A 13,944-nucleotide genomic window follows, 5' to 3' on the forward strand; every position below is an offset into this window, starting at 1 on the left:
CATGGGGGGTGGGGAGCCGAGGGGGCGGGGCGTTCGGTTCTCCCGACCGGGGGTGGGAACGGCGGGTGACGACCAGACCTAGCTTGGGCCCATTCGACGTTGTGCGCAGCATGGCCATCCGTCAGGACGACAACCGCCCCACCCGGCGATTCGGACTCGTCAACCTGCTCCTGATCGGCTTCGGTGTGCTGCTGCTGTTCAGCAACTTCCTGCCCAACCCCGCCACCCAGGTGCCCCGGGTGCCCTACTCCCTGTTCATCGACCAGGTGAACGACGACAACGTCAAACGGGCCTACATCACCCAGGACCAGATCCGCTACGAGCTCACCAAGCCCCCGGAGGAGGGCGCCCCCACGGTGCTCTCCACCACGCCGATCTTCGACATGGACCTGCCCCAGCGGCTGGAGCAGCACGGGGTCGAGTTCGCCGCGGCGCCGCCGAAGCGGCCCAGCTTCATCACCACGGCCCTGAGCTGGGTGGTGCCGCCGTTGATCTTCATCCTGGTGCTGCAGTTCTTCGCCCGCCGCAGCGGCATGGGCGGGGGCGCCCAGGGGGCCCTGAGCTTCACCAAGTCGAAGGCCAAGGTCTATGTGCCCGATGAGGAGTCCCGTGTCACCTTCGCCGATGTGGCCGGCGTCGACGAAGCCAAGACCGAGCTCACCGAGATCGTCGACTTCCTCAAGACGCCCCAGCGCTACATGGACATCGGCGCCCGCATCCCCAAGGGTGTGCTGCTGGTGGGTCCGCCCGGCACCGGCAAGACCCTGCTCTCCAAGGCCGTGGCCGGGGAAGCCAGCGTGCCTTTCTTCATCATCTCCGGCTCCGAATTCGTTGAGCTGTTCGTGGGGGCCGGCGCCGCCCGGGTGCGCGACCTGTTTGAGGAGGCCAAGAAGAAAGCGCCCTGCATCATCTTCATCGACGAACTCGATGCCATCGGCAAGAGCCGCTCGGGTTCGATGGGTGTGGTGGGCGGCAACGACGAGCGGGAGCAGACCCTCAACCAGCTGCTCACCGAGATGGACGGCTTCACCGCCCAGGACAAGCCGGTGATCGTCCTGGCAGCCACCAACCAGCCGGAAACCCTCGATGCTGCGCTGCTGCGTCCGGGCCGCTTCGACCGCCAGGTGCTGGTGGACCGCCCGGACCTTTCCGGCCGCAAGATGATCCTCGACATCTACGGCAAGAAGGTGAAGCTCGCCGAAGGCGTGGATCTCGACAAGATCGCCCAGGCCACCAGTGGCTTCGCCGGCGCCGACCTGGCCAACCTGGTGAATGAGGCGGCCCTGCTGGCGGCCCGGGCCTACCGCACCACCGTGGAGCAGGCCGACCTCAACGAAGCCATCGAACGGGTGGTGGCTGGCCTCGAGAAGAAGAGCCGGGTGCTGCAGCCCGACGAGAAGAAGGTGGTGGCTTACCACGAAGTGGGCCACGCGATCGTGGGCCACCTGATGCCCGGCGGCAGCAAGGTAGCGAAGATCTCGATCGTGCCCCGGGGCATGGCGGCCCTCGGCTACACCCTGCAGCTGCCCACCGAGGAGCGCTTCCTGAATTCCAAGGAAGATCTTGAAGGTCAGATCGCCACCCTGCTGGGTGGGCGGTCCGCCGAGGAGGTGGTTTTCGGTGAGGTCACCACCGGCGCCGCCAACGACCTGCAGCGGGCCACCGACATCGCCGAGCAGATGATCGGCACCTACGGCATGAGTGAAACCCTCGGCCCCCTCGCCTACGACAAGCAGGGCGGCAGCCGCTTCCTCGGGGGGAATTCCAACCCCCGCCGGGCCGTCAGCGATGCCACCGCCCTGGAAATCGACAAGGAGGTGCGCGGGCTGGTGGACCGGGCCCACGAACGGGCCCTGGCGATCCTGCACCACAACCGCGAGCTGCTGGAGACCATCTCCCACAAGATCCTCGAGAAGGAGGTGATCGAAGGCGACGAGCTCAAGCAGCTGCTCGCCTCCAGCCAGCTGCCCGATGCGGCGGTGCTGGAGGGAGCGGCGGCCTGAGGGGTTCTGCCGTCCGGCGTGCCCTGTAAGGGAACGGACCGTAGATTCCCCTTCGAGACCTGCGGCAATCCAGGGTGATGGACGACACCGATCCATCCCCACTCGCCGAAACCCACTGGGCACGACACCTGGTTCCAGCGGCCCTGACGGGGCTGCTGATCCTCTTCTGCCTCAGCCTGGCGGGCCAGGGTCTGACAACGGCCTACTCCTACTGGTCGGATGAGCTCTGGTCCGTGGCCGCCAGCAGCTCCGACTGGGGCGTGCTGTTCCGGGACTGGCTGATCCCCGACGTCCATCCCCCCCTGTATCAGATCCTGCTGAAGCTCTGGATCGGGAGCTTCGGCACCGGGGAGCCTGCCACCCGCAGCCTCAGCTTTCTGATCGCCGCCCTGGGACTGGTGGTGGCGGCATTGTGCAGCTCAGGGCGAGGTGCGGGCCGGCGCCTGTTCACGGTGGCCTTCCTGGGCACCAGCCCCGCCTTTCTCTTCTATGCCCAGGAGACCCGCAGCTATGCCCTCTCGCTGACCCTCTCGACGCTGATGCTGGGCACGGCCCTGCTGCTGCGCCAGCGAACAGGACGCCACGAGACCGCCCTGCGCTGGGGGTTCACGATCTCCTGTCTGCTGCTGTCCCTCACCCACTACTTCTCCCTGATCTTCGTGCTGGTGGTGCTGGCGGTGGTCACCGCCGAGGGAACGGTCTTCCGATCGCGGACCGCTGCCATCCCCCTGCTGCTGCTCCTGCTGCTGTGGCCGCTCCTCCACGGCCTGCTGAGCCCCCCCACGGAGAATCTGACCCGCATCGACTGGATCGCGGTCAGGCCCGTCAGCGGCACGATCACCCAGTTCATGGCTGGAACGCTGCCGCTGCTCGATCCGCGGCAGGGTCTGCGAGGCCTGCTGATCCTGCTCGCCCTCGTCGGCGGCATCGGAGCCGCCACCTTCCCCCTGTTCACCCGCGGAGCCTCCAGCCCCAGGCCACCCGCCACGGGTGAGGCCCGCTTCCTCCTGACGGTGATCACGGCCTTCCTGGCAGTCATTCTGGCAATCGATCCGTTCCGGCCCCTGTCGCAGAGCCGCTACTACATCGTGGTGCTGCCCGCCCTGGCCTACCTGGTGGGAACCGGCTGGGAACTCACCGTGAGCCTGGGCCGGGTTCGTCGTGTCGCCCTGGCCAGCCTGCTCTGCGCTGCACTGCTGCTGCAACTGCGGATCGGCACCGAGCACCTGGCCATCAAGCAAGGACCCCTGGAGAACTACAAGCTCCTGGCCAGCTTCTTGGCCAAAAGCGATCTCTGCCGGAAGGGCGAGGGATGCTGGTCCAGCGGATGGTTCCCGGAGGCGCTCAGGGGCACCTATTTCAGCTCCCGCGAGCTGATGGCGTTCGATCCCGGCACGCCGCTGGCCCAGACGCGGCTGGATCGTCCGCTGCTCGGCTTCCGCAGGGCCTACCCGAAGCTGAAGGGCCTCATCGCCAACAACCCCGCCCTGGCCTGCTGGGAGGCACCTGGGTCCTGGAAGACCACATCCTTCATCCTGCTGCCCCGCACCAGCCCGGCGCAGCCGGCGCGCCACGGGATGCGCCCCTGCCCTTGATGTGGAGGGCCTGAATCAGGTCTAATGTCCCGGCACTGGTCTCCTGCAGCGGTGTGATGGTGGTCGGGACAGAGCCTTCGGGGCCCCCAGCCGCCACCCGACCGCTCCAGCGCCCTCCCCGGCGGCTTGTCACCGCCGTCCTGATCCTCTGCTGTCTCGGGTTCGCCGGGCAGGGGCTGACCACGGCCTATTCCTACTGGTCCGATGAGATCTGGTCGGTGGCCGCCAGCAGCGCCGACTGGGGCGTGCTGTTCCGGGACTGGCTGCTCCCCGACACCCATCCCCCGCTCTATCAGGTCCTGCTGAAGCTCTGGATCGGGGTCTTCGGCCCAGGGGAGACCGCCACCCGCAGCCTCAGCTTTCTGATCGCCGCCCTGGGCCTTGTGGCCGCGGCCCTGGGCAGTTCCGGGCGCGGTGCAGGCCGGCGCCTGTTCACGGTGGCCTTCCTGGGCACCAGCCCCTCCTTCCTCTTCTATGCCCAGGAGGCGCGCAGCTACGCCCTCTCGCTCACACTCTCGACGCTGATGCTGGGCACGGCCCTCCTGCTGCGTCAGGGCACGGAACGCCACGGGGCCGCCCTGCGCTGGGGATTCAGGCTCGCCTGCGTGCTGCTGTCCCTGACGCACTACTTCTCGCTGCTGTTCGTGCTGGTGGTGCTGGCGGTGAGCGCCGCCGATGGGCAGGTGCTGCGGCGACGGCGGGAGGCGGCCGTCCTCGGGCTGCTGCTGCTGCTGCCGCCCCTCGGCCATGCGTTGGCCAGCTCGATCGGCAACAAGCTCGAACGGATCGACTGGATCGAGGTGGAGCCGGTCATCGGCACCCTGATGCAGTTCAGCCGCGGCCTGCTTCCCCTGCTGGACCTCCACCAGGGACCGCTGGCCCAACTGGGCCTGATCGGACTGGCGGTGGGGATCGGCTGTGCCATCGGCTCCTGGCGGAACCTGCGCCGCTTCCTGGTGGAGCCGACCCAGCAGCTGACCCAGTCCCTGGGGGAGGCCCGCTACCTGCTGCTGGTGATCGGCCTGTTCATGGCACTGATGCTGGTGATCGATCCGATCAAGCCCATGACCCAGGCCTGTTACACCATCGTGGTGCTGCCGGCCGTGGCCTACCTGGTGGGCACGGGCTGGGAGCTGACTGCCGGCCTGGGCCGCTTCCGCCGCACCGCCCTGGCCGTCCTGCTGGCCGCCGTGCTGCTGCTGCAGCTGCAGATCGGCCAGAGGGTGCTGGCGGACAAACGGGCACCGCTGCAGGACTATCGGGCCATGGCGGCCTTCGTGAACAGCACCGGCGTCTGCACCGGCGGCTGCTGGAGCGCGGGCTGGCCCCCTGGAGCCCTGATGGGCACGTACTTCCATCCCGGCCAGCTGCGGGATCTCGAGGAACGCGACCCACCGGCCCTCCAGTCCCTGGACCAACCCTTTCTGGGGTTCCAGGGCCAACGGGAACGGATCCAGGAACTGAGCGCCGCCAACCCCGCCATGGCCTGCTGGGAAGCGCCGGGAGCCTGGCGGTCGGCACCCTTCATCCTGCTGCCCCGCACCAGCCCGGCGCAGCCCGCGCGCCACGGCCTGCGCCCCTGCCCTTGACGTGGGGGGGGTCGATCTCGCATAAGGGTTCTTTGGGACGTGGGCCATGGTGTCCCCCTCAGCCCCGCTCGCCGCCCTGAGGGGCCGCGATCTGCTCTCCTCGGCCGACCTCGACGGTCCCCAGACCTTCGCCCTGCTGGAGCTGGCCCGCCAGCTGAAGAGCGGCGAGCGCCGCATCGACCTGGCCGGCCGGGTGCTGGGGCTGATCTTCTCCAAGGCCTCCACCCGCACCCGGGTGAGCTTCATCGTGGCGATGGCCCGGCTCGGCGGTCAGACGATCGACCTCAACCCGGCCGTCACCCAGGTGGGCCGGGGCGAGCCGATCGCCGACACGGCCCGGGTGCTGAGCCGCTACTGCGATGCCCTGGCGATCCGCACCTTCGCCCAGGAGGACCTGGTCGACTACGCCCACTGGGCCTCGATCCCGGTGATCAACGCCCTCACCGACCTGGAGCACCCCTGCCAGGCCCTGGCCGATGCCCTGACGATCCAGGAACGCTTCGGCCACGGCCCCGCCGACCTCCACGGCCTCACCCTGGCCTACGTGGGCGATGGCAACAACATGGCCCACTCGCTGATGCTCGTCGGCGCCCTGCTGGGGATGGACGTGCGCATCGGCAGCCCCGACGGCTTCGCCCCCAGCCCGGCGGTGGTGGAGCAGGCCCGGGCCCTCGCCGGCGGGCGGAGCGCGATCACCGTGCTGCAGGACCCGGTGGCGACGGCCCGGGGGGCCCATGTCCTGTATACCGATGTGTGGGCCTCCATGGGGCAGGAGGAGGAGCAGGCCCAGCGGGAGCAGGCCTTCAGCGGCTGGTGCCTCGACGAGGACCTGCTGGCCGAGGCCGATCCGCGGGCGATCGTGCTGCACTGTCTCCCCGCCCACCGGGGCGAGGAGATCAGCGCCGGGGTGATCGAGGGGGCCGCCAGCCGGGTGTTCGACCAGGCGGAGAACCGCCTGCACGTGCAGCAGGCCCTGCTCGCCACCCTGCTGGGGGGCGTCAGCGACTGAAGGCACCGGCAGCGGTCTCCGGGGGGCGGCGGCAGGCCCGGCTCTGGACAAACCGCCCACGGGATGGCAGAAAGGGAGTGGTTCATCCGTACTGCCCGTGGTCGCCACCCACCAGGAGCTCACCGAGGCCCAGCGGCAGCTCTACGACTGGCTCGCCGACTACATCGGCAGCCACCGCCACAGCCCCTCGATCCGCCAGATGATGGAGGCCATGGGCCTGCGGTCGCCGGCGCCGATCCAGAGCCGCCTGCGCCACCTGCAGCAGAAGGGCTGGATCACCTGGCAAGAGGGACAGGCACGCACCCTGCAGCTGCTGGGCGAGAGCCACCCCGGCATCCCGGTGCTCGGGGCCGTGGCCGCCGGTGGCCTGGTGGAAACCTTCGATGACGTCCAGGAGCACCTCGATCTGGCTCCGGTGCTCGACACCCGCGGCCTGTTCGCCCTCACCGTCAACGGCGACTCGATGGTGGACGCCCACATCGCCGATGGCGACGTGGTGCTGATGGAGCCCGTGGCCGACCCCTCCCGGCTGCGGGAGGGCACGATCGTGAGCGCCCTGGTGCCCGGCAGCGGCACCACCCTCAAGCACTTCCACCGCCAGGGGGCCCAGGTGCGGCTGGAGGCCGCCAACCCCGCCTACGCGCCGATCCTGGTGCCCGCCGACCAGGTGAGCGTGCAGGGCCGCCTGGTGGCGGTCTGGCGTCAGGTCTGAAGGGATGGGGCCCGCACCACCACGTTGTAAGCTCCTCAAGCACCGGGCAACCGGCGCACCAATGGGGCCATAGCTCAGCTGGTAGAGCACCTGCATGGCATGCAGGGGGTCAGCGGTTCGAATCCGCTTGGCTCCATCCCCTGAAAACCCCAGCCACTGCTGGGGTTTTCTTGTGTCTGGAGTTGAACCTCTGGGGCTGGGATCACGGGAGCCAGTGCAAAATCCAGTGCAAAATGCCCTCCATCGCCCTTTGCGGTGAGCACCGGACGAGGCCAGCCTGGGGGAAGTCGGTTCCAAGAACAAGGGTCGGGGTCGTCACCCCCCTGAGCTAGGTGGCCACCGCTCAGGCAACGGAAAACGCGCTGCTGGACCTCAAGCCCGGCGATGAGTTCAAGATCAAGCTGGAACGCAAGCAGATCTACCTGGTGCCAGTGGGTGGGGCAGACGAAGAGGAGTGAGGCTGGTGGCTGCGGTGCCGTCGCTCTCAGAGCTGGCGTCCCCAGCAGTGGTGTAATTCCCCCGGCACCCCCACCCCGGCGTATCCGGGGTGGGCCGCGCATCCCAGGCGGCTGGCCCAGCGGCTGGCGTTGCAAGGGGTGGGCAGGCCCGGCCCAATGGCGACTGCAACCTGGAGGAGGCTGCTCTAGCGAATCGTCAGGCGAACTTGCGGGGATAAGGGGTGTTCCCGGCCAGTTCAAGGTTGATCTCACGGCAAATGTTCAGCAAAGCGCCGGTCCCCATATCGGGACCGTTGGGGCCATCGATGAAGGCCTGGAATTCAACGTCGCTGATGCCATCACGCACTTCCCAGATGCAGAAGGCAGGTCCTTCAAGACCAGTGGGGTTGAAACAATGGTTGTAGTAGCCAGCTTCAAGATTGCGGGTTACTGCTTCGTCCCAGCCACCACCAGGGGCCAGGGCCTTTTGAACGGTCTCAAACCATTTCTGTGAGGTTCCGGCACGGAATTCGTGCTGAACATGAAAAAAGCGGGATGACATTGGTTGATACGGGATGGGGATGAATGGGAAAGCGGTGAATCAACCAGCGATGGTGACGCCTTCCTTGGTCACGATCTCGACCACCTTGGCCATGTCGTGAAGATCCTTTTCGTTGGCCTTCAGGCTCTTGAACACGGATTCGACACCGCCAGGCTGACCAACCATCACGTAGCGGCAGAAGTCGCCATTGGGTGTGGGAGCGTGAACGACACCAGCCTTGACCTGATAGCAACCACCCGTTCCCACAACGGTGGTTTCACAATTGATGTTGAGGTTGAGCTCCCCTTCCAGCACAAGATAGGTTTCATCCCAGGCGTGGGTGTGAGGGGGCTGGCCCACCCCACCGGGTGTTGCGAATTCGGCCACGCTGTATTTTCCGTCGGTCTGCTCGGTGGTGAGGCGCAGGGTGATGGAGTCCCCCAGCACATTGCACACTTCTGGTTCTTGGTTCAGCGGGCCGGGCACGTTGATCTTGTCGAAACTCACTCCTTTATAAAGGATTCGCTCGTTCAGCGCTGTATAGCACCGAACAAAAGCATCACCAGCACAATGCCTGCCTCGGGGGCCTCGAGTTTTACACCACGCAAAGGGACGCGGCCCTCTCAGATCGATGGAAGGGCTCGCAAGGCATCAGGAAGCCTCTGACTTTACCCTACCACAGGGCAGGAAGGTCGCCATCAACTGGACCCTTCACTGATCCAGAAGGCAGTTCGTTGAGCTATCTTGGCGGCGGACATCAGCAAACCAGCCACATGTCACAGTCAGCCCTGCACCATTCATTCGCCACCCACCTTCTCGAACGTGACTAGGACATCCGGGCGATCTAGGAATTGCTGGGTCATAGCGATGTCAAGACCACGATGATCTACACACATGTGTTGAATCAGGGCACTCTCGGCGAACGCAGCCAAGCAGACTTTCTGTAGCCTGAAGATCAGTTGATCCACGGACACGCCTAAAAATCTGACCAAGCTGCCCAAGATGTCGTGATCCGTTGGCCTGAAATTGATCTAGGGTTCTATCAAACAGGGGGCTAGGGTTTCATGAGGTTAGATGGCGGGCTTGAGAGAGGGTTCTCGGACCCGCCCAATTAGCGTTAGGCCAAGAAAGACAATCATGGGGATTTATAGATTACTCTTGGCTATCTTGGTTGCCATAAGCCATGCAGGGATTTCTTTTTATGACTACAATCCCGGCGTAGTGGCAGTGATTTCTTTTTATATTCTCAGTGGATATGTGATGAGCATGCTGATAGGGAAGTACTACAAGCGCCCATCTGTCGTCCCTACTTTCTACTTAGACAGGGCAGTAAGACTTTTCCCTCAATTTGTGTTCTACACGATACTTTCATCGATATTGATCTACTTTCTTAAACTTGATTCACCATTCTTAAATACGCTTAACATCTATAACTGGTGGCTGAACTTTCTAATGCTTCCACAGGCTTTCTACATGTTTTGGCCTGATGCTGGGTGGCTTGTAATTCCACAAAGTTGGTCGCTGGGGCTTGAAGTGACCTTCTACCTGGTTATTCCATGGATACTTATTTATTTCTCAAAACGGCAGGTTTACACATTAGCCTGTGCATCTTTCTGTATTTTTTTGGCAGCATATTTCGGTATAATTAACTCAGATTTCTATGGCTACCGACTTCTCCCAGGAACACTCTTTATGTTCATTGTTGGCTGGTCGTTTTTTCAAAATGATAGCGACTCAAGAAAATTCAGAATTATTGTGCTTTTCTCGGCAGGTGCGCTGTTACTAATCGCATTGCTCAATGAATCCCTTTATCAAATGCCATACAACAAAGAGGTTTTGGTCGGATTGATGATTGGGATTTTGGCTGTCAGTACTATCAGACGCTTCAGCTTTTCGAATCTCGATGAGTTTTTGGGAAATCTAAGTTAAGGGGTGGTTTTAAACCATATTCTTATCATTTGGCTCATGCAGAAATTTCTCGCGGCTGGGGAGGTGTTTGACATTTGGAATATCACGATACTTTTAATATCCTCTTGCGCACTAGCCTTTGGTTCTTTTCTATACATTGAACGTCCCGCCTTAAGATGGAGGCATGCCATAAGAAATGGGATCATGCAGAGAAAACCTAACCCGGCAGTCAATACGGACTCTGCGCGATAAAGCTGCGCAGAGTCCGTCACTTCTGAGTTAGGATGATCAATTTGCTCAGCTGAACGGGTCTGATTAACTCCCTCACAGTTGTTTGATTCACAATCCTAAGTGAGGCATCGAACGGTCCAGTTAGCGATCGGCGGCGGTCCCCCGCTCAATCAGGCAAGCCTGGCCCAGGTTGCTGGGGCGCCCTGCTTGATGTTTAGAGGGGGTCGCCGTCTAGGTCCAGGCCCGACGGGCTCAAGCCTTCGATGCCTCCGAGCAATCCACCCCACTCCTGCCGCACCTCGGCCACGGCCGCCCGCTGCTGATCGACCCCCAGGGGCGTCAACTCCCGGGCTTCGAACTCATCGGGGCCGCTCATACCAAAACCGCCGCATGTTCGATCCATAGGTCGCGCACCAGCAGCGCCAGGCTGCTGCCGAAGCACGGCACCAGCCCCGGCAAAGTCGCACCCATCACGGGCAAGTCCAGCAGGGCCGCGGCCATGGTGCGATGGGTGCGGAGCCAATCAGGCGGCAGCAGCTCCCCATCGGCCGCGGCGGGGGTCAAATGTGCCTCTTCGGTGCGAAGCCTGCGCCGACCCACTTGCCCATCAGGCTGAGCGCACCGACCGCCGCAGGCCAGCAGCGATCGGCGCAGGCTTGCTCGAAGACGTATTCAGCGTGTGCAAGTTTCTCGGCCAGGTAGTCGGGCCGTTCGATGTCCAGGCGCTGCCGTATGACCGCTGTGGCCTGCTTGTGGAGCTGGTCGTAGGTGTCGGGGCCGACCCCCCACTCCTCAAGGGCACGTCGTATCAGGGTTGCGCGGCTGGCGCCTTGGCTGATCCACTGAGCCAGTTCCTGCACCCGCATGGCGATCACCGCCTTTGATGCGCGCTTGCCGCAGACATCGCGGTGCAGGGGGCTGAGCCCTGCCGGCGGGTTCGAAGGGGGCAGCACACCGCTCATGGCCGACGGCGGGCGCGCCGTGCGCGCTGGGTACTGCGGGCGCTGCGGAGGCGCACCCGCGGATCGGGTGCGCTGGCCCGCAGGATCTGAGCGTTGAACAGATCACGGGTGAGCAGGGCGATGGCACCCCCCAGTAGGCCCACCATCGCCGGCAGGGCGTTGGTGCTGACGGGTGTGGCCCGCAGTTCATCGGCCAGCTGCTGGTGGGTGCTGAGCCAGGCGGTGGGCATCAGGCCCTGGTGATCGAGAAGCGGGTGGATCACAGGCGGGTGGCGGTGCGGGCAGTCGTGGGGCTCATTCTGCTGGTGCTGGGCTGGTGGCGCTGGAGCTGGCGGCCGCCAGTTCCAACTGGTGGCGGCCGCCGGGGCAGAGCGCTGGTGCTGGCCGATGGCCGGGGCGGGTGTTACACCCCCAGCCCCGATTCCCCCGAAACCCCTTGCGCTGCAACGGTGTTACACCTGTTCCACCCCTGATACACCATTTCGGGGCAGGTGTAACAGCTGAGAACCCTTGCTATCACTGGCTTTATACCCCCTAATGTTACACCGTTACACCTATCTGTATGAACAACCCCCCTGCGTAAGAGAGGTTTTTTTGCAGCGCGCAGTAGGGGGGGGTGCGCGCGCTCTCTCTTTCTTTTCTTCCTTCTATAGGGTGTGCGTATAAGCACAGAAAGGTGTAACGGTGTAACACCGCTGCGCCGCAACGGGTTTGGGGGTGCCCGGCCTGTTACACCCCCACCGTTACACCCCCCTGCGGCACCTCTCACCAGTTGCGCGCCGCGGCCAGGCGCTCCTCCCGCGGCCCCGCAATCACCTCCCACGGCACCAGCACCGCGCGCCGCGTCGTCGGGTCGGTGGCGAAGCGCATCGGCCGATCCTTCCCGGTGCTCTGCGCCCCAGGCAGGGCCAGCAGGTGCTGCCGGTGCCCGCCCTGTGCCCATGGCGTCCGCTCCAGTACCTCCATCAGCCCCGGTGAGCTGTTGGCGATGGCCAGCGATCCATCGATCGCCCCCTGCCCCACCAGCACCTTCACCCCGACGCGGCCCAGGGCGCGCTCCGCCGCGGCCGGTTCGATAAAGGCGCGCCCCTGACTGGCCGCCCCCTCCATCACCGCCGCCACCAGTTCCCCCAGCATCACCTCGCCTGATGGGAACCCTTCGCCGGCCCAGCGGGTCCGGTGGCCCAGGATCGCCTCCAGGCATTGCCGCGCTTCCTGCTGCGGGTCGTCGGTGGACTGGGCCGCCACACCCTCCCAGCCGATCGACACCAGCCAGGCTTTGGCGGCCTCCACCGTCAGCCGTTCGGTGCTGGTGAGCAGGTGCGCGCCGGCCAGCAGCGCGCCGTAGCAGTCGCCCGCCCTGCCGGTGTCGCCCAGCTGTTCGATCGCCGCGGCCATCGCGCGGATGTTGGCCCGCAGGGTGTGCAGGTTGCCCACCACCCGCCGCTCCAGCGCCTGCCCGACCTCTGGGGTGATGGTGGCGATCAGCTGCTGCTCCACCTTCTGCCATTCCTCTGCTGGCAGGTGCCGGCGGGTGGCCACCACCACCCGGCTGCGGTCGGCTTCGATCGGGATGGTGGCATTGATCCCCGACAGCATCACGCTGTAGCGAATCAGCTGCTCCAGGGCCTCGCCGTGGGTAGTCCCCCGCCCGCCAGCCAGCCCGTCATAGGAACACCGCAGCAGCCGCAGGTGGCCCGCCCGTAGGCGCCCGCCGCCGTCGCCCTGCTCCGATTCATCGATCAGCACCGGCAGCGAATCCCCCTTTGCCTGCTGGCGGATGGCCGCCTCGCTCACGTTGGATTTCAGATCCACCAGCCCGCCCAGCAGCGGCAGCACCACCCGCCGCGCCGTGGTGCTCTTGCCCTGGCCTGCTCCAGCGGTCAGCTGTAGGCCTGGGCGATGTTCGAGCGCGCCGCCGACGATGGCGCACACCGTCCAGCCCACCACCATCAGGCCCGCCAGTGGCTCCTGCCACCCCACCGCCTGCACCGCCGACAGGATGGCCGCGCCCTGCTGATCGCTCAGCACCGGCCCCCGCTCAATCGGTGGCAGCGGCATCCCCAGGGCGTAGGTGCAGCTGCTGTTCAGTTCCGCCAGGGGCACCGGCTGGCCGTCCACCAGCAGCCGGTCGCCCAGGTTCCACACCACCCGGTCGTTGTCGAGCCAGACCCCACGGCCCCGGATGTTCGCCGGGCGGAAGGTGGGGGAGGTGTTGGCCACTTCGATGAAGCTGCTGGCGGCATCCATCCAGCACACCCCTGGGCGATCGCCGCCGGCTGGGAAGGCAGCTGTCCACCAGTCGATGTCAGCCACCGCCAGCAGGCCCGACGATCCGCTGCCGGTTGGGGCCAGCAGGCAGCCCAGCTGGCCGGTGGCCTTGTGCTGGTAGTGGATCGCCTTCCTGGCCGGATCCCAGCCCTTCATCAGGAACGGCTGCCCCTTTAGCGCCTCCTCCGCCAGGGCCACCCGTTCGGCGGCGATCGTCGCGCTGCGGGCCGCGGCCTCCTCCTTCTCGGCTTCCTTCGCCGCCTTCTCGGCTGCCTTCGCCTGCCGGCGCTGCTCTGCTGCCTCCGCCTTCTCGGCGGCCTGCTGCTGCCGGTAGCTGGCAGCTGCGGCGCCCAGAATCCGGCCCGCTTCCCGGCGGCCCAGCTTGCCGTCGCCGCCGGCATCACCCAGCAGCTGCTCCAGCGCGCCGCGGCCTGCCTTCACCTCAGGATCGAACGCTGCCGCCTGAGCCCATTCCCCCGCCAGGGCGGTCAGCTGTGGCAGCAGGCCCGGCCAGCCGGCGCCGCTGGGCAGCGTGGCGATGGTCAGCTGCTTCGCCAGGGCCTCAGCCGTGGCCTGTAGCTCGGCCCAGCTGGTGGGGGGCTGTCCAGGATCCTGCGTACCTGGGGGCAGCGTCGGGTCCGCTCCGGTGGGGGTCGTCATGGCTGCGCCCCCTGGCGGGCCTGCCG

Annotated in this window: 13 protein-coding genes, 1 tRNA gene and 1 pseudogene; 8 read left to right on the plus strand and 7 right to left on the minus strand. The window is 65.4% G+C overall.

Annotation, left to right across the window (positions count from 1 at the left end):
* Positions 1-110 precede the first annotated feature (110 nt).
* The 7 genes and pseudogenes from ftsH to VB734_RS13590 form a co-directional block, all read left to right on the plus strand.
* Positions 111-2,003 (plus strand): ATP-dependent zinc metalloprotease FtsH, encoded by a 1,893-nt coding sequence (gene ftsH / locus VB734_RS13560; RefSeq protein ID WP_323243523.1) that lies wholly within the window; start codon positions 111-113, stop codon positions 2,001-2,003.
* Positions 2,004-2,080: 77 nt separating this feature from the next.
* Positions 2,081-3,598, plus strand: coding sequence for a hypothetical protein (locus VB734_RS13565; RefSeq protein ID WP_323243524.1), 1,518 nt, complete (start codon positions 2,081-2,083; stop codon positions 3,596-3,598).
* 56 nt (positions 3,599-3,654) lie between these two features.
* Complete coding sequence (locus VB734_RS13570) at positions 3,655-5,187, plus strand: hypothetical protein (protein WP_323243525.1); 1,533 nt, start codon at positions 3,655-3,657, stop codon at positions 5,185-5,187.
* A 46-nt stretch (positions 5,188-5,233) separates the two neighbouring features.
* Entirely contained in the window at positions 5,234-6,196 is a 963-nt protein-coding gene (gene argF, locus VB734_RS13575; RefSeq protein ID WP_323243526.1) for an ornithine carbamoyltransferase, read from the plus strand.
* A gap of 97 nt (positions 6,197-6,293) precedes the next feature.
* Positions 6,294-6,908 (plus strand): transcriptional repressor LexA, encoded by a 615-nt coding sequence (lexA, locus tag VB734_RS13580; protein WP_416238057.1) that lies wholly within the window; start codon positions 6,294-6,296, stop codon positions 6,906-6,908.
* Between the two features lie 63 nt (positions 6,909-6,971).
* Positions 6,972-7,044: transfer RNA gene (locus tag VB734_RS13585), tRNA-Ala, on the plus strand.
* 196 nt (positions 7,045-7,240) lie between these two features.
* Positions 7,241-7,366 (plus strand): annotated as a pseudogene (locus tag VB734_RS13590) (AbrB-like transcriptional regulator); the annotation flags it as partial.
* Positions 7,367-7,562: 196 nt separating this feature from the next.
* Here the strand turns inward: VB734_RS13590 and VB734_RS13595 are convergent.
* A complete protein-coding gene (locus tag VB734_RS13595) occupies positions 7,563-7,907 on the minus strand; it encodes a hypothetical protein (protein ID WP_131594551.1) in 345 nt (114 codons plus the stop codon).
* Between the two features lie 39 nt (positions 7,908-7,946).
* Positions 7,947-8,393, minus strand: coding sequence for a cupin domain-containing protein (locus VB734_RS13600; RefSeq protein WP_322765955.1), 447 nt, complete (start codon positions 8,391-8,393; stop codon positions 7,947-7,949).
* Between the two features lie 651 nt (positions 8,394-9,044).
* Here VB734_RS13600 and VB734_RS13610 point away from each other — a divergent pair.
* Entirely contained in the window at positions 9,045-9,815 is a 771-nt protein-coding gene (locus VB734_RS13610; protein ID WP_323243527.1) for an acyltransferase family protein, read from the plus strand.
* Positions 9,816-10,239: 424 nt separating this feature from the next.
* On the opposite strand, the gene VB734_RS13615 is transcribed toward VB734_RS13610, so the two are convergent.
* The 5 genes from VB734_RS13615 to VB734_RS13635 all read right to left on the minus strand — a co-directional run.
* Positions 10,240-10,401 (minus strand): hypothetical protein, encoded by a 162-nt coding sequence (locus tag VB734_RS13615; protein WP_323243528.1) that lies wholly within the window; start codon positions 10,399-10,401, stop codon positions 10,240-10,242.
* Positions 10,398-10,589, minus strand: a complete 192-nt coding sequence (locus tag VB734_RS13620) for a hypothetical protein (protein WP_323243529.1) — start codon at positions 10,587-10,589, stop codon at positions 10,398-10,400. The genes VB734_RS13615 and VB734_RS13620 overlap by 4 nt, the downstream gene beginning before the upstream one ends.
* Positions 10,586-10,987 (minus strand): hypothetical protein, encoded by a 402-nt coding sequence (locus tag VB734_RS13625; RefSeq protein WP_323243530.1) that lies wholly within the window; start codon positions 10,985-10,987, stop codon positions 10,586-10,588. The genes VB734_RS13620 and VB734_RS13625 overlap by 4 nt, the downstream gene beginning before the upstream one ends.
* Positions 10,984-11,250 carry a hypothetical protein gene (locus VB734_RS13630; RefSeq protein WP_323243531.1) on the minus strand — a complete coding sequence of 89 codons (267 nt, stop codon included), beginning with the start codon at positions 11,248-11,250 and terminating at the stop codon, positions 10,984-10,986. Before VB734_RS13630 ends, VB734_RS13625 begins: the two co-directional genes overlap by 4 nt.
* Before the next feature lie 502 nt (positions 11,251-11,752).
* On the minus strand, positions 11,753-13,944 hold a 2,192-nt coding region (locus tag VB734_RS13635; RefSeq protein WP_323243532.1), incomplete at its 5' end, for a hypothetical protein.

Source organism: Synechococcus sp. BA-124 BA4, assembly GCF_034931165.1.